Source organism: Gordonia zhenghanii, from assembly GCF_021738965.1.
GTDB classification, from domain to species: domain Bacteria; phylum Actinomycetota; class Actinomycetes; order Mycobacteriales; family Mycobacteriaceae; genus Gordonia; species Gordonia zhenghanii.
Window position 1 is genome coordinate 510851 of record NZ_JAKKOQ010000001.1, and the last position, 17497, is coordinate 528347.

Sequence of the window (17497 nt, forward strand, 5' to 3'; positions counted from 1 at the left end):
GGAGACTCCCGGTGGCACGACGCCCCGCTCAACCCGACGATCGCACCGGTGTGGCGCATCTGATCGACCTGTTCAACGCGACGGTCCCGCCCGTGCACCGGCGCGGACTGCCGTTCGTCGCCGCACCGGCCGCCATCGCACTACTCGGACGCAGGCACCCGTGGCTCGCCCGCTCGGCCGCGGCCGCCGCCGCCGCGTCGGCCCTGTTCTTCCGGCACCCGTCCCGGGTGCCGCCAGTCGGGGCCGGTCTGGTCGTCGCCCCCGCGGACGGAGCCGTCGCTCTGGTCGACAAGGCCGTTCCGCATCCCGAACTGGGTCTCGGCGATCAGCCGTTGCCCCGCGTGTGCATCTTCTTGTCGATCTTCGACGTCCACGTTCAGCGCGTCCCGGCCGCCGGCCGCGTCGTCTCGATCGAGCACAAGCCCGGCGAGTTCCTGTCGGCCGACCTGCCCGAGGCGAGCACCGCGAACGAGCGCACGTCGATGACGATCGCGACCGGACCGGACGGGACCGGGCCGCAGGTCGGCGTCGTCCAGATCGCCGGACTCCTGGCTAGGCGCATCGTCAACGACGCATCGGTCGGCGACGAACTGGTACTCGGCGACACGTACGGGCTGATCCGCTTCGGATCCCGCGTCGACGTCTACCTGCCGGCAGGCAGCGTGCCGAAGGTGTCGGTCGGGCAGCGGGCCGTCGGCGCCGAGACCGTCCTCGCGGACCTGACCTGATGCCCGACACGCCGACTCGACGCCGCCCTCGCAGACTCCGCCGCGACGGCACGCCACGCCGCAGGCTGCGCGTCGCGGGCCGTAACTCGCGCGCGGACACCCGCCGCCGTTCCCTGCGCGACGGTCGCATGTTCCTACCGTCCGCGCTCACCATCCTCGCGCTCTGCGCAGGCCTCACCGCGGTCCGGTCCGCGGACGCGGGCCACATCGACCTCGCGATGGGACTTCTGGTCGTCGCAGCCGTCCTCGACGGACTCGACGGACGCGTCGCTCGACTCATGGACGCGACCACCAAGATCGGCGCCGAGATCGACTCCCTGGCCGACGCCGTCAACTTCGGCGTTGCGCCGGCACTGATCATCTACTCGACGGTTCTCCGAGGCCAGGAAGGCGTGGGCGAAGACCTCGGCTGGGTGCTCGTTCTCATCTACTGCGCGGCGATCATCCTGCGATTGGCCCGCTTCAACACCCTGCTCGACGACGACGCCGCCCCCGGTTACACGAAGGACTTCTTCGTCGGCGTCCCCGCACCGATCGCCGCATTGACCGCATTGGTGCCGGTCGGCGCCATGCAGCACTTCGGCGAAGGCTGGTGGACGTCGACGGCTGCCGTCGGCGCGTGGCTGGTCTTCGTCGCCGTCCTCGCCGTGAGCCGGTGCCCGACGCTGTCGTTCAAGTCGGCGCGGGTGCGGCCGAGTGCGCTGGCCGGACTCCTCATCGTGGTCGCCGCGGCAGCCGCCCTCCTGATGACGTTTCCGTACCTCCTGATGATGCTGGCGGTCCTGGCCTACCTCGCCCACATCCCGTTCGCATGGCGGATGCAGCGGTGGGCCGCCTCGCACCCCGATCACTGGGACGCAGCACCCCGCGACCGGCGCATCCAACGACGCGACGAGCGACGCGGGGAACGACGAGCCTCGAACGGCGTGCGGCGCCGCACGATCCCGCGGAAGCCGTCCGCGGCCCGCTTGGGCCTGCGTCGCCCCGTGGCTCGAGAGAATCAGATTCCCGACCCCTACGACCCGGAGGACTGACCCGTGAACCGGGCCCCCGCGACGCGGCCGTCGCTGACTCTGACCGCTCGACTGAACACGTCGGCGGCCGACTCGCGTCGCGGCCTGGTGCGGGTCCACCCGGAGGTCCTGGCTGCGCTCTCGCTGACCGAATGGGATGCGATCGGCATGACCGGGGCCCGGACCATGACGTCGGTCGTCGCCCGCGCAGGCGACGACGTGCCGCCCGGGGTGCTCCTGCTCGACGACATCACGTTCACCAACCTCGGTGTCCGCGAGAGCACCCAGGTCGTCGTCGGACCAGCCGTCGTGCCCGGCGCGTCACGCGTCACGGTCAGCGGATCGTCTGTCGCGATGTCGGCGGTCAGCGAAGCCACTCTCCGTCGTGCTCTGCTCGGCAAGATCCTGACCGTCGGCGACACGGTTGCCCTGCTGCCGCGAGACCTGGGACCCGAGTTGTCGGCGAGTCCGGCCACCCGGTCGCTGGCGAACACGCTCGGCATCACGTGGACCAATGAACTCCTCACCGTCACCGCCACCGAGCCTGCGGGTCCGGTGAGCGTGCAGACGGGAACCGCCGCACTCTGGGCGGGCCGGGACAGAGATGTTCCGACAGACAGCGCTCCTACGCCCGCGGCCGCACCGGCCGAACCCGTCAGCCCGGAGCCCCCGCGTCCGGTCCGGCCCGTCTCCGAACTCGTCGGTGTCGACACCCAGGTCGACCGCCTCACCGAATGGCTGACCGTCACGCTCGACACCCCCGACATCCTCCGGTCGCTGGGGGCACAGCCTCGCCTCGGCGTCCTGGTGACCGGCCCCGCCGGGGTCGGCAAGACGACGGTCGTCCGCGCGGTGTGCGCCGGGCGCCCGTTCGTGGAACTGGACGGTCCGACCACCGGGGCGCTCGCCGCGGACGGTCGCCGAACGGCCGTCGCCGACGCGATCGCCCGGCTGCGCGCACAGGGCGCCGGAGTCCTTCTCATCCCGGAGATCGACGCACTGCTCCCGGCCGCCGCCGACCCCGTCTCCACGCTGATCCTCGACGACCTGCGCGACGCGATCGGCACCGGACAGCTCGTTCTCGTCGCCACCACCGCCGATCCGGCCGCGATCGATCGGCGACTGCGCGCGCCCGACGTCTGCGACCGCTCATTGTCGATCGGTCTGCCCGACGCGAGCCTTCGCGCACGTCTACTCGCCGCCATCCTCACCGACGTCCCCGCCGACGGAGACCTCGACCTCGACGACGTCGCAGTCCACACTCCCGGATTCGTGGCCGCCGACCTCGCCGCGGTGGTCCGCGACGCCGCCCTGCGCGCCGCCGCCCGCGCCGCCGCCGACGGGGCCGAGCCCGCGCTGCGCACCGCCGATCTCACCGAAGCCCTGGCCGTGATCCGTCCCACGTCGCGGAACTCCTCGCCCGACGTCGCGCTCGGCTCGATCACTCTCGACGACGTCGGCGACATGGTCCAGACCCGTCAAGCCCTCACCGAAGCCGTCCTGTGGCCGCTGCAGCATCCGGACACGTTCGCCCGCCTCGGTGTGCAACCCCCACGCGGCGTCCTCCTGTACGGCCCGCCCGGCTGCGGAAAGACGTTCGTGGTCAGGGCCCTCGCCGCCTCCGGCCGGATGTCGGTGCACACGGTGAAAGGCGCCGAACTCCTCGACAAGTGGGTCGGTTCGTCCGAGCGCGCCGTCCGTGATCTGTTCGCCCGCGCCCGGGAGTCGGCTCCGTCGCTGATCTTCCTCGACGAGGTCGACGCACTCGCTCCCCGCCGCGGCGGCTCCACCGACTCCGGGGTCGCCGATCGAGTGGTGGCCGCGCTGCTCACCGAACTCGACGGAGCCGAGCCGTTGACGGACGTCGTGGTGTTGGGGGGCACCAATCGCCCCGACCTGATCGACCCCGCGCTGCTGCGCCCCGGCCGTCTGGAACGTCTCGTCTTCGTTCCGCCGCCCGATGCGGCAGCACGCGCCGACATCCTCCGCGCGTCGTCGCGCAACGTGCCACTCGACGGCGTCGACCTCGACGAACTGGCCGATGACCTCGACGGATACTCGGCCGCGGACTGTTCCGCGCTGCTGCGCGAAGCAGCACTCGCGGCGATGCGACGGGACATCGAGGCGGCGACTGTCACCGCAGACGACGTCTCGACCGCCCGCACGGCCGTGCGCCCGTCTCTCGACCCGCAGCAGGTGGCAGAACTCGAGGCGTACGCGCAGCGACGCCAGGCCTGATCAGACCCAGTCAGTCGGTCCGCGTGACGTCGTAGAACGCGGTCGACCCGCCACCTGCTGCATCAGCGGAGACGCCGACGCGCACCCACAACGTCCCCGGGTCCACCGACTTGGACAACAACACCGTCTGATTCGCCGTGTCCCCCGCACGACTCGACTCCTCGAAGCCATCGTCTTCGAGGAGTTTCGTCGCATTGGCGAGCGGATTGCCGTCTGCCGCGCTCCCCTGGATCGTCACTCGCCACGAGTCGCCCTCCCCGGACGCGGCGAGGACGGTGCCGTCGACCAACGGGACGTCGTCGGACGGAAAGTCTGCGGGCAAGGACGTGCCGGATCGATCCGAATCGTCGCTCCCGCAGGCGGTCAACGCGCCCCCACCGATGAGCACTATGACGAGGATTGCACAGACGCGAAACAAAGCCTTCATGTCCGAAACGGTAGAGTAGACCTCGGCAGAACACTTGTTCCGACACCCCGCCCACCCCCTGAAGCCGACGGAGTGCCCTTTTGATCGTCGTGATGATCGCACTGGCAGTCGGTGCGCTCGTGTCACCTCCGATCATGAAAGCCTGCGGCACTCGCGGCTTCTACATCCTGGCGGCGATGCCTGCGGCGGCCCTCGTCTGGGTGATCGTCAACTGGCCCGATTCCGACGCCGCACCCCAGACCGAGAAGTTCACGTGGGTGCCGAGTCTGCAGATGGACATCGACGTGCGTTTCGACACGCTGTCGGCGATCCTGTCGGTCCTCATCCTCGGCGTCGGCTCACTCGTCCTGATCTACTGCGCGAACTACTTCGACATCATGCGGCGCCGGGTCGCGACGTTCGGCGGCGAGATCGTCGCCTTCGCAGGCGCCATGTTCGGACTCGTCGTCAGCGACAACATGCTGGTCCTCTACGTGTTCTGGGAAGCGACGACGGTCCTGTCGTTCATGCTCGTCGGCTTCAACATGGTCCGCGCCACGTCGCGCCGCGCCGCGACGCAGGCGCTCCTCGTCACCACGTTCGGCGGCCTCGCCATGCTCGTCGGCATCATCATGCTCGGGGAACGCACCGGCAGTTATCTCCTGTCGGACCTGATCGCGGACCCGCCGGGCGGGGGCGTGTACATCAACGTCGCGGTCGTCCTCGTGCTCATCGGAGCCCTGTCGAAGTCGGCGATCGTCCCGTTCCACTTCTGGCTTCCGGGCGCGATGGCCGCACCGACCCCGGTCAGCGCGTATCTGCACGCCGCGGCCATGGTGAAGGCCGGCATCTATCTGGTCGCCCGACTCGCGCCCGCGTTCGCCGGACTGCTCAGTTGGCAGATACTCGTCCTGGGCCTCGGCGCGGTCACGATGGTGCTCGGCGGTTGGCGCTCGCTCCGCGAACGCGACCTGAAACTGATCCTCGCCTTCGGCACCGTCTCCCAGCTCGGTTTCATGATGGTCCTCGTCGGCGTCGGCGACGCCGGGGTCGCGATGGCCGGGCTGTCGATGGTCGTCGCGCACGCCATGTTCAAAGCCTCTCTGTTCATGGTCGTCGGCATCATCGACCATGCGACCGGCACTCGCGACATCCGTCTCCTCGCGCGGTTGGGCCACCGGCTCCCGGTCCTCGCCGCCATCGCCGCGGTCGCAGGCGCCAGCATGGCGGGCCTGCCGTTCACGATCGGCTTCGTCGGCAAGGAGACCGCGTTCGGGACCCTGTGGGACACGGGAGCCCTGAACCCGAGCGTCGCGCACTTCGTCGACATCGTGCTGCTGATCGGCTCGATCATCACGTTCGCATACACGTCTCGATTCCTGTGGGGCGCATTCGGCCGAAAGGTCCGCCGTCTCCCCACGCGCGCCGTCGCCACCTTGCACCCACCGAACGTCGCCTTCCTCACGCCACCCGCGATACTCGCCGTCCTCGGCGTCGTGTCCTCGTTCGTCGCGCACCAGGTCGGCGACCTGTTCGAGCCCTACGCGGAGAGCCTTCCCGACTTCGGACACCCGGTGGAGCATCTCGCGCTCTGGCACGGGTTCGGACTCCCCGTGGTGTTCTCGATCATCGTGGTCGTCGGAGGCTCCCTGCTGTTCGCCGTCCTGCGGGCGCGGCGCGCCCGAGTGTTTAAGAACCCGCCGCCGCTCAACGCCGACCGTGCATACGACGCGACGCTTCGCCTGGCCGACTCCGTGTCCCTGTGGGTCACCCGGAACACGCAGCGCGGTTCACTGCCGATCACCCAGGGCGTCATCCTGTCGACCGCGGTCGTCCTCCCGTTGATCGCGTTGGCGCTCGGCAACCGGAACGCGCTGTCGATCCGCGGCTTCGACACCCCCGAGCAGTTGATCGTCGGCGTTCTCATGGCCGCCGCGGCACTCGCGACGACGATGCTGCGCAACCGTCTGGCCAGCGTCCTCATCCTCGGACTCACCGGGTACGGCTGCGGTGCGCTGTTCGCGATGTACGGAGCCCCCGACCTGGCGCTGACCCAGTTCCTGGTGGAGAGCGTCACGCTCGTCGTCTTCGTCCTGGTGCTTCGCAAACTGCCGAGCGAGGCTGCGCCCCGTCACGAAGGCGGGTTCCGGGTCGGTCGGGCGTTGATCGGCGCGGCGTTCGGTCTGATGCTGGTGCTCGTCGGCTTGTTCGCTGCGGCCGCGCGTTCGACCGAGCCGCTGCAGGTCCGTCTCGGCGACGCCGCCTACGAGTTCGGGCACGGTTCCAACACCGTCAACGTCCTCCTCGTCGACATCCGCGCGTGGGACACTCTCGGCGAGATCTCGGTCCTGATCGTCGCCGCCACCGGTGTCGCGTCCATGGTGTTCCGCAGCCGCCGCTTCGGCGCCGTGCCGCGCGTCACCGACGCCGTCCGGGCACAAGCGGGCCTCGACGAGGACGATTTCGTCGCCGAACGCACCACCTGGCTGGCCGGCAGCGAACTGCGCGATCCGCGCCACCGCACGATGGTGCTCGAAGCCACCACCCGCGTCGTCTTCCCCACCCTGGTGGTCCTGTCCGCCTACCTGTTCTTCGCCGGACACAACGCACCGGGCGGCGGCTTCGCGGGCGGTCTCGTCATGGGGCTCGCCCTCGTCCTGCGCTACCTCGCGGGCGGCCGTTACGAGCTCGGCGAAGCGCTCCCCGTCGAAGCCGGAACCATTCTGGGCGCGGGCCTGCTCGTGTCGGCGACGACCGCCGTCACCTCGCTGTTCCTCGGCGCCCCCGTCCTGTCGTCTGCGGTCATCGACCTGCACCTTCCGGTATTCGGCGACATCCACATCGTCACGGCGATGTTCTTCGACCTCGGCATCTACCTGATCGTCGTCGGACTCGTCCTCGACATCCTCCGCAGCCTCGGCGCACGCCTGGAAGTGGCCGACGACGCTCCGCTCACCGGCGGCCTCCCCGCGCAGCGTCGGCAGGAGGTGCGCAAGTGAGCGTCGACCTCGGCCTGCTGATCGTCGCGGGCGTCCTCGCGGCCTCCGGCGTCTACCTGCTGATGGATCGCAGCCTGATCCGCATGCTGTTCGGCCTCATGCTGGTCGGCAACGCCGTCAATCTGCTGATCGTCACGCTCGCCGGACCGCCCGGACACCCGCCGGTACGCGGACGCGAGTCGGCGGGCCAGACCAGCGACGCCGATCCGCTCGCCCAAGGCATGGTGCTGACGGCGATCGTCATCACCATGGGCGTCGCCGCCTTCGTGCTGGCCCTCGTGTACCGCCTGTTCGTCATCAACCGGCGCAGTCGTGAAGCGCCCCCGCCCGACGTCGAACCGACGTCCCTCGAGTCCGTCGTCGACGACGATCTCGGCGACGACCCGGAGGACGTCAAGATCGCGAGCAGTTCCCTGCAGACGTTCGGCGACCGCGACCGCAGCGACGACCCGCTGACCGGAGCCGACACCGTTGCGGGCGACTTCTTCGACGACCACGGCAACCCGCTCACCGCCGAAGAGTTCGAAGCCGTCCACCAGAGCGTCATCGAAACCGATCTGATGCCCGAGGAAGCCGACCTGCTCGCCCACCTGCCGGAAGACTCCGACGACATGCCGAGCGCCCCAGTAGAGAACGTCACAGTAGAGAACGTCGCAGAAGATAACGCCGAGACCGAGGGAGGTGATCGATGATCCCGCAGCCGTCGTGGATCACCGTGCTGATCGCTCTCCCCACCCTCGTACCGCTGCTCGGCGCAGCCCTCACACTGCTCCGCGGACGCAGCCCGACCTTCCAGCGAGCCGTCAGCGTCGGCGCGATCGGCGTCGCTCTGATCGCGTCGTCGATGATGCTGTACCTGACGAGCGTCCACGGGCCGTTCGCCGTGCACGTCGGCGGCTGGGGCGACCGGGACGGCGGCGGCTCGCCGCTCGGCATCACTCTCGTCGTCGACCCGCTCGCCGCCCTCATGCTCGTCGTGTCGACGACCGTCCTGCTGTGCGTCGTCGTGTACGCGATCGGCCAGGGCATCCGGGACGGCACGACCGAACAACCGGTCTCGATCTTCCTGCCGACCTACCTGATCCTGACCGCGGGCGTGTGCAACGCGTTCCTGGCCGGCGACCTGTTCAACCTGTACGTCTCGTTCGAGGTGCTGCTCGCCGCGAGCTTCGTCCTGTTGACGCTGGGCGCCAGCGCCGAACGCGTCCGAGCAGGCGCGTCGTACGTCATGGTCTCGATGGTCTCCTCACTGATCTTCTTGGCCGGCATCGCATTCGCGTACGCCACGACGGGGACGCTCAACCTGGCCGAGATGGCGGTCCGCCTCGACGCCGTCCCCGACGGGACCCGCAACGCCCTGTACGCGGTGCTGCTCGTCGCCTTCGGCATCAAAGCCGCGGTCTTTCCACTGTCCACCTGGCTGCCGGACTCGTATCCGACAGCGCCCGCCCCGGTCACCGCAGTGTTCGCGGGCCTGCTCACCAAGGTCGGCGTGTACGCGATCATCCGCGCGCACTCGCTCCTGTTCCCGGGCGGCGCGATGGACACCGTGCTGATGGTCGCCGGGCTGTTGACGATGTTCGTCGGCATCTTCGGTGCGATAGCTCAGTCGGACGTGAAACGACTCCTGTCGTTCACCCTCGTGAGCCATATCGGCTACATGATCTTCGGTATCGCCGTCGGCTCGTTGGAGTCGACCAGTGCCGCGATCTACTACGTCGCCCACCACATCCTGGTCCAGACCACCCTGTTCCTGGTCGTCGGTCTGATCGAACGTCAGGCCGGGTCGTCGTCGCTGCGCCGTCTCGGCGGACTCATCGCGAGTCCACTGTTGGCCGTGCTGTTCCTGATCCCCGCACTCAACCTGGGCGGCATCCCGCCGTTCTCCGGTTTCATCGGCAAGGTCGCCCTCCTGCAGGCGGGCACCGCCGACGGTTCGGTGCTGTCGTGGATCCTCGTCGGAGGCGGTGTCGTCACCAGCCTCCTGACCCTCTACGTGATGGCCCGCATCTGGACGAAGGGCTTCTGGCGGCCCCGTGCCGACGCCCCCGAGGGCGATATGGCGGCGAGCACGCCGTCCGCACTCGTCGAGGAGGGCACCGATGTGCTGCTCGACGACCGTGAGGACGTCGGCCGCATGCCCGTCACCATGGTGTTGCCGACAGCCGCGATGGTGGCCGTCGGTCTCGCCCTCACGGTCTGGGCAGGCCCGATCTTCGAGTTCACCGACAGCGGAGCACACGGCGTCCTGGACCGCGCCGTGTACATCAGTACCGTGCTGGGCCCCGGAGGCGGCCGATGAGCAACACCCCGTTCCCCGACCGTCCGCACGTGCGGCCCGCAGGCAAGAAGGCGATCCCGGCGTTCTTCGGCAGTCTGTGGCGGCTCACCGTCGTCGGCTTCGCGTGGCCGTTGACCAACGCGATCGTCTGGCTGCAAGAGCATCTGAAGTTCCCGAAGTGGGCGGGCGGTGACCTGCGGGAGTTCACGATGCGCCTGTGGGGCGTGGCGTGGCTGGCGTTCGTCTGGGTCCTGCTGTGGGGCGAGGTCACGTGGGGCAACATCCTCGTCGGCGTCGTGATCGCGATCGTGGTGATGACGCTGCTCCCCCTGCCTCGGGTCCCCGTCGAGGGCCGGATTCACCCTCTTGCCGCGTTGAAGCTCGTCCTCACCCTGCTCAGCAACTTCGTGGTGTCGTCGGCGCAGGTCGCGTGGGCGGCGATCAAGCCGGGGCCACCGCCGCTCGGCGCCGTCGTCCGCGTCCACGTCGCGATCAAGTCCGACCTGGTCTTGACGCTGGCCGTCGACTACATCAACTTGGTGCCCGGCACGATGGTCGTCGAGATCGACCATCTGCGCCGCATGTTGTACGTGCACATCTTCGACGTCCGCAAGCAGTCGCAGGTCGACTCGTTCTTCCGTCAGATGGCGTATGTGGAGCGGCAGTTCATCAAGGCGTTCGAGCGCGACTCCGAATGGCAGCCGAGCCCGTTCCACGGCATCGACGACGACTACCACCACGTACCGTTCAGTGATCGGCAGCGCGTCGCCGACGAGGAGCGACGTGTCCGTCGCGCGTCCCGTCGCCGTCACATCCGGCGACGGAAGGAGGACACATGACGTATGTGTGGACGATCGCCGCCGCGATGCTGCTCGTCTCCGTCGTCCTGACCACCTACCGGACTCTCCGCGGACCGAGTACGCTCGACCGACTGGTGGGCGTCGACGCGATCGTCGCCATCATGATCAGCGGTCTCGCGATCTGGGTGGCTGCTTCCGGTGACACGACGATCTCGGCGGCCATCGTCGTGCTGAGCCTCGTCAGCTTCATCGGGTCCGTCGCGGTGGCCCGATTCCGAGTGAGGGACGACGAATGATCGGAGACCGCAGATGATCAGGGATGTTCTCACCGCATTCTTCGTGCTGTTCGGCTCGACGGTCGCCCTGACCGCAGCGATCGGCATCGTCCGATTCCCGGACACGTTGAGCCGGATGCATGCAGCGACCAAACCGCAGACGTTCGGCATGATCCTGGTTCTGATCGGCGCGCTCATCCAACTCGACGGACACGTCGACAGCGGGATGCTCGTCCTGACCGGCCTGTTCACGCTCATCACGGCGCCCGTCATCGCCCAGCGAGTCGGCCGCCTCGTCTACCGTGAGCAGCGCATCGACGAGCATCTGCTCGACGAGAGTCAACTGCGGGCGCGCGACCAGGGGCACTGACCGGAGTCCGGACGGGCTACTCGAGTTCGTCGACCACCGACGCGACGACCTCACGCATGTCACCGGTGCGCGCGAACACGTCGTGCTGACGTTTGTAGCTGACACCGCGGGCGACGATGTCGCTGACGGATGCCAATTCGTCGGTGCAGCCCAACGAGGCGGCGACCGGTTCGAGTCGCACGAGGAGTTCGGCGAGGTCGTCGGTGACCAGCCGTTCCGAACAGTCGGCGTCTTGGATGACGATGGCATCGATGCCGTAGCGGGCTGCGCGCCACTTGTTCTCCTGGACGAGCCACGGCGCCATCTGCGGCAGGGTCTCGCCTGCGGTGAGACGACGATCCAAGTCGACGATCAGGCAGTGGATCAGCGCGACGATGCCTGCGAGCTCGCGGCGGTTCGAGACGCCGTCGCACACCCGTACCTCGATGGTGCCCAGGTGCGGCGAGGGCCGGATGTCCCATCGGATCTCGTTGAGGTGGTCGATGATCCCGGTGGTCTCCTGATCGGAGACGAACCGCTCGAACTCACTCCACCGCTCGAACTGGAACGGCAGTCCCGCGGTCGGCAACTGCTGGAACATCATCGCACGGTTGCTCGCGTACCCGGTCTCCCGCCCGCCCCACATCGGCGACGACGCTGACAGCGCCAACAAGTGCGGATAGTACTTGAGCAGTGAGGACAGGATCGGGAGGACTTTGTCGCGGCGGCTGATCCCGACGTGGACGTGCACGCCCCAGATCAGCATCTGCCGCCCCCACCACTGGGTCCTGGCGATCAGCTCCGCGTAGCGCGGACCTTCAGTCAGCTGCTGCGTCGACCATTCCGCGAAGGGGTGGGTGCCCGCGCCGTACAGGTCGACACCGACCTCGTCGGTGAGCGTGCGGACCACGTCGAGCGTCTCGCCGAGGTCGGCCATCGCCTCGGGCACTGTGTGACAGACGTCGGTGACGAGCTCGACGGTGTTGCGGAGCAACTCCTTGTGGATCCGCTCGGACCGGTCGACCCCGCGCGCACCGATCAGCTCGAACAGCTCCGGCGCGGAGTTCGACAGGTCGCGGGTGACGGGATCGACGAGCGCGAGCTCCCATTCCACCCCGAGCGTCGGCTCAGGCGACCCGCGGAACTCGATGTCGCTGATGCGGTCCCCCACCGGTGGCTTGTCCGACCGTTACTCGGCGATGACGCCGCACGCCAGGCGGTGCGAGCCGTCGGTGTCGCCGACCTCGTGGACGACGAGTGCCTTGCCCTGGATCTGTTCGAGCGCGAACGCGTCGGTCGTGCTGGTGACCGTCCCGGTGCCGTTCTGCAACACGGTGACGCTCGCCAGATCGCCGCTCTCGGGCTTGCCGGTGTGGCCGTCGACCTGCAGGTGATCACCGGCCGACGCGAACCCGTTCGACGCCTCGCATTTGCCGACGGAGTGGATGTGGACGCCGTGCGATCCCGGCGCGATCCCGGCGACGCGCAGGTTCACATTCACCGCTTCGCCCTCGGTCGTGAACGTGGCGGTGCCGATGCTGCCGCCGTCGGTGTTGCGCAATGTCACGGTCAGCTCTTCGACACCGCCGGACGTCGTGCCCGCGTTGACCTCGTCGCCGGGACGTGCCTGGTCACCGGTGATGACCGGCGGCGTGGTGCCCTTCTCGTCCGTCGGGTACTGATCCGGCGTACATCCCGCAAGCACGGCTCCAGCGGCGCCTGCCGCGGCGAGGACCGCCAGGACACGAGTGGTCGAGGTTCCGGTGGCGGCACCACTGTGGTTACGGGCGAACATGACGCTCCTTATGTGTTCCGTACGAGGAAGGGTTACAGGGTTCGGCATTGAATGATTTCTGACGCTCGGGTGTTACTCGGTGACGACGATGACTGCGAGTTCACCTTCGCACCGGGTGAACACCGCGGGCCGCGGATCCACGGAGGCGCCCCCGGGCACCACGTCGGCGACCTTCTGCGCGGCGGCCTCCTCGCCCTCGTCGTAGAAGACGGTGTTCTCGCTGATGCTGCCGGTCGAGAGGTTCTCGGCGCCGCTCACGTCGAAGCCCGACTGCTCGAGCGAGTCGGAGACTTTGCCTGCCAGCCCGGTCACGGTCCCTGCGTTGAGCACACACACCGATCCGACGTCGGCGGCGTCGGCGACCTTCGACGACGACGCGGGCGTCGACGCAGAGTCATCGCCCTTCGCGCTCGACTCCGCGGGGCCGGACTCAGTAGTGCTCTGCACGGCAGCGGTCGAAGCACTGTCGCCGTCGTCTCCGCTGGTGGCCGCACGGTGCCAGCCGAGGCCGATGAAGACCACGGCGACCGCCAGCAGCAGCATGGCGCCTGCCCGAAGGGGCAGTCGGTTGGTTTCTCGGTCAGCTTTCATCACGGCAACTTTAGCTCACGACGCCGCGTACGAGGCGAGGCGTCTGCACGACGCGCCTGTAGGACGCCTGTCAGATCTCGAATCCGAGGCGTCGGGCGGCCCGCGCCTTCTGACGCGAAGCGCGCAGACGACGGAGCCGTTTGACGAGCATCGGGTCGGCCGCGAGCGCTTCGGGACGGTCGACCAGCGCATTCAGAATCTGGTAGTACCGAGTCGCCGACAAGCTGAACAGCTCTTTGATGGCTTCTTCCTTCGAGCCCGCGTACTTCCACCACTGGCGCTCGAACGAGAGGATGTCGTGTTCACGCCGGGTGAGACCGTCGGGCCCGACCTCGTGCGGGTCGCCCTGCTGCCCAGCCTGCGCAGCACCGACCGAATCGTCGTCGTCTGGTGTATGCGCGGTTGCGCTGTCCATCTCGCTCCCTTGCAAAGCCTGCCGTTTCGTCATATCCACTCGTCGGTTTCGCGCTCCACACCGATGGCCGGAAGGCGAATCACAAACGTGTGGTTCGCCTCAAGAGTGTAGCCACCGAACCCCTGCCCTTCACGACGACTCACCGCGAACACGCCGCATTGTCCGGGTAAAGTCTGGCCACATGGCAATTCTTCCGATCTGCATCGTCGGCGAGCCGGTGCTCCACAACCCGACGACGCCTGTCGACCTCGACGACCAGGGACGTCCGTCCGCCGAGATCGTCGCACTGCTCGACGACATGTACGAGACGATGGACGTCGCGAACGGCGTCGGTCTGGCCGCCAATCAGGTCGGCCGCGGACTGCGCATGTTCGTCTACGACTGCCCGGACGGCCCGACCCGCCGACGCGGCGAGGTGATCAACCCGGTGCTGGAGACCTCGGAGATCCCCGAGACCATGCCGGACCCCGACGACAACGACGAAGGCTGCCTTTCAGTGCCCGGCGAAGGCTTCCCGACCGGGCGCGCCGACTGGGCCAGAGTAGTCGGCACCGACCGCGACGGCGCTCGCGTCGAGGTCGAGGCGGACGGATTCTTCGCTCGCATGCTGCAGCACGAGGTCGGTCACCTCGACGGATATCTGTACATCGACGTCCTGGTCGGCCGGAATGCGCGCGCCGCGAAGAAGGCCGTCAAACGCAACGGTTGGGGAACACCGGGCCTGACGTGGCTGCCCGGAGCCGACCGCGACCCATTCGGCCACGACGACGACTGAGGTCCACCATGATCGATCCGACTGTCGGCGATCGCATCGTCGTCCGCTACCGACTCGGTTCGGCCGACGCTCCGACCGGCGGTCCGTCGCAGTCGGATGTGACCGGCGTGCTGTCGATGGCCGACGAGCGGCATCTGACGATCGATCGCGACGGCGAGGTCGTCGTGATCGGGCGCGACGCGATCACGTCGATCCGCCTCCTGTCCCGACACGTGGTTCGGAACTCGGAGATCCGTGACGTCGAGCGCGCGCTCTGCGCGGGCTCCGATGCGACGCATCGCGAGGAGATCGACGGCTGGATCCTCTCGGCGGGCGGCTCGACGCCGCGCGGGCGTTCGGCGGTGCCCGTCGAGTTCAACGCCCCGTCGGCCGCCGTCCCCGAGATCATCGACTGGTACGACGACCTCGACCTTCCCGCGCTGGCACTGCTCCCCGACCGACTCGTCCGTCCCGGCCGGGTCACCATCGACGAGGCACAGGCGATGGAGGTCCTCGTCGCCGAGGCTCCCGCGATCGTCGACGGACTCACCCCGATCGACGTCGGGGACCGGCTGTGGGCGGTGGACGTCGAAGCGTCCGACGACGCTCTCCGGGCGGCGGCGCGACGGGCCGGATACGCGCTGCACCACACCGTCACGGTCGGCGAACTCGTCGAGACGTAGGCGAATTCGATTCCGCGGCCTCAGCGGTTACCGTGGAACGCGATGCCTCCTCCCAATCGCAGCCCTGAGCAGTCCCGTCGCCGCATGCTCGCATCGGCGCTCGGCGTGATCGTCCTGTTGGCCGTCGTCGCGTTGACCTGGTGGGTCGACGGACGCAACACCACCGACGCCGAACCGTCGGCCGCCGCCCAACCGGGGGTGAGTGTCGCCGCATCCGACTCCGGTTCCCCGGACCGGTCCAGGACTGCGGGGCGACCGTCGAACGATGTTCCCGCTCGCGTCCAGCAGACCCTCGACTACATCGACGCAGGCGACTGGCCGGACGCTGCGAATGCGCCGGGGACGCACGGCGGCGACACGTTCCGCAATTCGGAGGGACGCCTGCCGAAGAAGACGTCGAACGGCAAGAAGATCACCTATCGGGAATGGGATGTGAACCCGAAGCAGAGTGGGCGGGGACGCGACGCAGAACGGATCGTGACCGGTAACAACGGGACGGCCTACTACACCTTGGACCACTACGAGTCGTTCACCGCCATCCGGGGCCCGAAGGCATGACCGCCGTCGCCGCCACCGCGCCCTCCCTGTTCGGGACCGGATTCGCCGCGCGCCGGGTCGACGGCGCACAGATGCGGACAGTCGGCGGAGTACTGGACGCACTCGCGACGGCGTGGGACTTCCCGGCCCACTTCGGCCGCAACCGAGACGCCCTCGACGACTGCATGCGCGACCTGCCGACCGGTCTGCACACCCCCGAGGGCGCTCCGTCGACCGGCTGGTTGACGATCGTCGAGAACGCATCGCAGGTGCTCGCCGACGAACCGGACGCGCTGGAGTGGTTCGCCGAGTCGATCGACTTCTGGCGCGACTCCTACCGCGACGCACGGTTCGCCGTGCTGCTCGTCGACGACGACCCGGCCGCGATCCGCGAGAAGTGGGCCGCGGTCGGCGTCCCCATGACCGATCCGGCAGAGGAGATCTGAGCCGTGCGCCTGGCGACCTGGAACGTCAACTCGATCCGTGCCCGCTCGGAGGACGTCGTGGCGTGGATGACGCGCCATGCGATCGACGTGCTCGCACTCCAGGAGACGAAGTGCTCCAACGACCAGTTCCCGGTGATGAGCTTCGCCGCCCACGGCTACGACGTGGCGTTCCACGGCGACGGCGGCTACAACGGCGTCGCGATCGCGTCGCGCGTCGGCCTGGACGACGTCCACCTCGGGTTCGACGGCGAGCCCACGTACGACGGCAAGACGGAGGCCCGAGCGATCTCGGCGACGTGCGACGGCGTTCGTGTGTGGAGCCTGTACGTTCCGAACGGCCGCGCACCCGGCGACCCGCACATGAGCTACAAACTCGACTGGTTGGCGGCGCTCGCCGGGGTCACCCGACTGGAGTTGACCCACGACCCGGCAGCTCAGATCGCCTTGGCCGGCGACTGGAACGTCGCGCCGACGGATGCCGACGTCTGGGATCCGGCCTACTTCGCCGACCGCACCCATACGTCGCCCGCCGAACGCGCGGCCTTCGCCGAGTTCGCCGAAGCGGGATTCTTCAACAGCGCCGACCCATTCGCCCCAGGTCCGGACACCTATACGTTCTGGGACTATCAAGCCGGGCGCTTCGACAAGAACCAAGGCATGCGCATCGACTTCGCGCTCTGTTCCCCGGCCTTGAACGACCGCGTCTTCGACGCCTTCGTCGACGTCGCTGCCCGCCAACTCAAGGGCGCCAGCGACCACGCGCCACTGGTGCTCGACATCTCGTCGAGCTGATCACCGACCGGCCCGTCAGACGGGAGCCAGCGGGACCACTCCCGGGTGCGCTTCGAGGAACTTCCGCGTGAACGTGCAGACCGGCCGCACCCGGAGATCGTTGTCGCGCATGTAGGCCACCGCAGTCCCGGTCAGCCGGGTGGCCAGACCGTGCCCGGCGTACTCGTCGTACATGACGGTGTGCAGGATGGTCGCCACTCGACTGCCGTCGGTGTCGTCGATGCGGTATCCGAGGACTCCGACGAGGTCGCCTGCGACCCACAACTCGAACCGTTCGCGGTCGGGATTGTGCACGACCTGTGAGATCTGTTGGAGTAGCGATCGCGCACTGTGCTGCGGCGCCTGATGATGACGGTTCCTCAGTTGCATGACACCTCCCTGTGACAACAATCACA

Annotated in this window: 20 protein-coding genes; 14 read left to right on the forward strand and 6 right to left on the reverse strand. The window is 68.3% G+C overall.

Annotated elements, in window-relative coordinates; all coding sequences use genetic code 11:
• Window positions 1–11: 11 nt before the first annotated feature.
• The 3 genes from L5G32_RS02235 to L5G32_RS02245 are packed head-to-tail and all read left to right on the forward strand — an operon-like array spanning window position 12 to window position 3979.
• On the forward strand, window positions 12–728 hold the full coding sequence (locus L5G32_RS02235) for a phosphatidylserine decarboxylase (RefSeq protein ID WP_237009371.1): 717 nt from the start codon (window positions 12–14) through the stop codon (window positions 726–728).
• On the forward strand, window positions 728–1762 hold the full coding sequence (locus tag L5G32_RS02240) for a CDP-alcohol phosphatidyltransferase family protein (RefSeq protein ID WP_237009372.1): 1035 nt from the start codon (window positions 728–730) through the stop codon (window positions 1760–1762). The genes L5G32_RS02235 and L5G32_RS02240 overlap by 1 nt, the downstream gene beginning before the upstream one ends.
• A 3-nt stretch (window positions 1763–1765) precedes the next feature.
• Window positions 1766–3979, forward strand: coding sequence for an AAA family ATPase (locus L5G32_RS02245; RefSeq protein WP_237009373.1), 2214 nt, complete (start codon window positions 1766–1768; stop codon window positions 3977–3979).
• Between the two features lie 10 nt (window positions 3980–3989).
• Here the strand turns inward: L5G32_RS02245 and L5G32_RS02250 are convergent, their stop codons facing one another.
• On the reverse strand, window positions 3990–4406 hold the full coding sequence (locus L5G32_RS02250; RefSeq protein ID WP_237009374.1) for a hypothetical protein: 417 nt from the start codon (window positions 4404–4406) through the stop codon (window positions 3990–3992).
• Window positions 4407–4486: 80 nt separating this feature from the next.
• Between L5G32_RS02250 and L5G32_RS02255 the strand changes: the two genes are divergently transcribed.
• Genes L5G32_RS02255 through mnhG form a run of 6 tightly spaced genes read left to right on the forward strand, consistent with a single transcriptional unit; the run spans window position 4487 to window position 11110 of the window.
• Entirely contained in the window at window positions 4487–7384 is a 2898-nt protein-coding gene (locus tag L5G32_RS02255) for a Na+/H+ antiporter subunit A (protein WP_237009375.1), read from the forward strand.
• Window positions 7381–8076: a Na(+)/H(+) antiporter subunit C gene (locus L5G32_RS02260; RefSeq protein WP_237009376.1), complete on the forward strand. Its 696-nt coding sequence runs from the start codon at window positions 7381–7383 to the stop codon at window positions 8074–8076. Before L5G32_RS02255 ends, L5G32_RS02260 begins: the two co-directional genes overlap by 4 nt.
• Window positions 8073–9686, forward strand: coding sequence for a Na+/H+ antiporter subunit D (locus L5G32_RS02265; RefSeq protein ID WP_237009377.1), 1614 nt, complete (start codon window positions 8073–8075; stop codon window positions 9684–9686). Before L5G32_RS02260 ends, L5G32_RS02265 begins: the two co-directional genes overlap by 4 nt.
• Entirely contained in the window at window positions 9683–10504 is an 822-nt protein-coding gene (locus tag L5G32_RS02270; protein WP_237009378.1) for a Na+/H+ antiporter subunit E, read from the forward strand. The genes L5G32_RS02265 and L5G32_RS02270 overlap by 4 nt, the downstream gene beginning before the upstream one ends.
• Window positions 10501–10761 (forward strand): monovalent cation/H+ antiporter complex subunit F, encoded by a 261-nt coding sequence (locus L5G32_RS02275; RefSeq protein ID WP_237009379.1) that lies wholly within the window; start codon window positions 10501–10503, stop codon window positions 10759–10761. Before L5G32_RS02270 ends, L5G32_RS02275 begins: the two co-directional genes overlap by 4 nt.
• A gap of 13 nt (window positions 10762–10774) precedes the next feature.
• Window positions 10775–11110, forward strand: coding sequence for a monovalent cation/H(+) antiporter subunit G (gene mnhG / locus L5G32_RS02280; protein ID WP_237009380.1), 336 nt, complete (start codon window positions 10775–10777; stop codon window positions 11108–11110).
• A 16-nt stretch (window positions 11111–11126) separates the two neighbouring features.
• Here mnhG and L5G32_RS02285 read toward each other — a convergent pair whose 3' ends face one another.
• From L5G32_RS02285 to napA, 4 genes are all read right to left on the reverse strand, one after another.
• Complete coding sequence (locus tag L5G32_RS02285) at window positions 11127–12260, reverse strand: glutamate--cysteine ligase (protein WP_237009381.1); 1134 nt, start codon at window positions 12258–12260, stop codon at window positions 11127–11129.
• Between the two features lie 18 nt (window positions 12261–12278).
• Window positions 12279–12884 carry a superoxide dismutase family protein gene (locus L5G32_RS02290; protein WP_237009382.1) on the reverse strand — a complete coding sequence of 202 codons (606 nt, stop codon included), beginning with the start codon at window positions 12882–12884 and terminating at the stop codon, window positions 12279–12281.
• A gap of 72 nt (window positions 12885–12956) precedes the next feature.
• Window positions 12957–13475, reverse strand: coding sequence for a LytR C-terminal domain-containing protein (locus L5G32_RS02295; protein ID WP_237009383.1), 519 nt, complete (start codon window positions 13473–13475; stop codon window positions 12957–12959).
• A gap of 70 nt (window positions 13476–13545) precedes the next feature.
• The gene (napA, locus tag L5G32_RS02300) at window positions 13546–13890 is read right to left on the reverse strand and encodes a nucleoid-associated protein NapA (RefSeq protein ID WP_237009384.1); all 345 of its coding nucleotides are present in this window, start codon (window positions 13888–13890) and stop codon (window positions 13546–13548) included.
• A 181-nt stretch (window positions 13891–14071) separates the two neighbouring features.
• Between napA and L5G32_RS02305 the strand changes: the two genes are divergently transcribed.
• From L5G32_RS02305 to L5G32_RS02325, 5 genes are read left to right on the forward strand one after another with little or no spacing between them, the layout of a single operon-like run.
• A complete protein-coding gene (locus L5G32_RS02305; RefSeq protein ID WP_237009385.1) occupies window positions 14072–14665 on the forward strand; it encodes a peptide deformylase in 594 nt (197 codons plus the stop codon).
• Window positions 14666–14673: 8 nt separating this feature from the next.
• Window positions 14674–15327 carry a GNAT family N-acetyltransferase, cg3035/Rv0428c family gene (locus L5G32_RS02310; protein ID WP_237009386.1) on the forward strand — a complete coding sequence of 218 codons (654 nt, stop codon included), beginning with the start codon at window positions 14674–14676 and terminating at the stop codon, window positions 15325–15327.
• Between the two features lie 42 nt (window positions 15328–15369).
• Window positions 15370–15885 carry a guanyl-specific ribonuclease gene (locus tag L5G32_RS02315; RefSeq protein WP_237009387.1) on the forward strand — a complete coding sequence of 172 codons (516 nt, stop codon included), beginning with the start codon at window positions 15370–15372 and terminating at the stop codon, window positions 15883–15885.
• Entirely contained in the window at window positions 15882–16310 is a 429-nt protein-coding gene (locus L5G32_RS02320) for a barstar family protein (RefSeq protein WP_237009388.1), read from the forward strand. The genes L5G32_RS02315 and L5G32_RS02320 overlap by 4 nt, the downstream gene beginning before the upstream one ends.
• Before the next feature lie 3 nt (window positions 16311–16313).
• Window positions 16314–17102, forward strand: a complete 789-nt coding sequence (locus L5G32_RS02325; protein WP_237009389.1) for an exodeoxyribonuclease III — start codon at window positions 16314–16316, stop codon at window positions 17100–17102.
• 15 nt (window positions 17103–17117) lie between these two features.
• Here L5G32_RS02325 and L5G32_RS02330 read toward each other — a convergent pair whose 3' ends face one another.
• On the reverse strand, window positions 17118–17471 hold the full coding sequence (locus tag L5G32_RS02330; RefSeq protein WP_237009390.1) for a GNAT family N-acetyltransferase: 354 nt from the start codon (window positions 17469–17471) through the stop codon (window positions 17118–17120).
• Window positions 17472–17497: the final 26 nt, after the last annotated feature.

Excerpts from the sequence above, each read along its gene's own strand:
- L5G32_RS02240 (WP_237009372.1), top strand. The coding sequence starts at position 728 with ATGCCCGACACGCCGACTCGACGCCGCCCTCGCAGACTCCGCCGCGAC.
- L5G32_RS02250 (WP_237009374.1), bottom strand. The coding sequence starts at position 4,406 with ATGAAGGCTTTGTTTCGCGTCTGTGCAATCCTCGTCATAGTGCTCATC.
- L5G32_RS02265 (WP_237009377.1), top strand. The coding sequence starts at position 8,073 with ATGATCCCGCAGCCGTCGTGGATCACCGTGCTGATCGCTCTCCCCACC.
- L5G32_RS02270 (WP_237009378.1), top strand. The coding sequence starts at position 9,683 with ATGAGCAACACCCCGTTCCCCGACCGTCCGCACGTGCGGCCCGCAGGC.
- L5G32_RS02275 (WP_237009379.1), top strand. The coding sequence starts at position 10,501 with ATGACGTATGTGTGGACGATCGCCGCCGCGATGCTGCTCGTCTCCGTC.
- mnhG (WP_237009380.1), top strand. The coding sequence starts at position 10,775 with ATGATCAGGGATGTTCTCACCGCATTCTTCGTGCTGTTCGGCTCGACG.
- L5G32_RS02290 (WP_237009382.1), bottom strand. The coding sequence starts at position 12,884 with ATGTTCGCCCGTAACCACAGTGGTGCCGCCACCGGAACCTCGACCACT.
- L5G32_RS02295 (WP_237009383.1), bottom strand. The coding sequence starts at position 13,475 with ATGAAAGCTGACCGAGAAACCAACCGACTGCCCCTTCGGGCAGGCGCC.
- napA (WP_237009384.1), bottom strand. The coding sequence starts at position 13,890 with ATGGACAGCGCAACCGCGCATACACCAGACGACGACGATTCGGTCGGT.
- L5G32_RS02305 (WP_237009385.1), top strand. The coding sequence starts at position 14,072 with ATGGCAATTCTTCCGATCTGCATCGTCGGCGAGCCGGTGCTCCACAAC.
- L5G32_RS02310 (WP_237009386.1), top strand. The coding sequence starts at position 14,674 with ATGATCGATCCGACTGTCGGCGATCGCATCGTCGTCCGCTACCGACTC.
- L5G32_RS02315 (WP_237009387.1), top strand. The coding sequence starts at position 15,370 with ATGCCTCCTCCCAATCGCAGCCCTGAGCAGTCCCGTCGCCGCATGCTC.
- L5G32_RS02320 (WP_237009388.1), top strand. The coding sequence starts at position 15,882 with ATGACCGCCGTCGCCGCCACCGCGCCCTCCCTGTTCGGGACCGGATTC.
- L5G32_RS02330 (WP_237009390.1), bottom strand. The coding sequence starts at position 17,471 with ATGCAACTGAGGAACCGTCATCATCAGGCGCCGCAGCACAGTGCGCGA.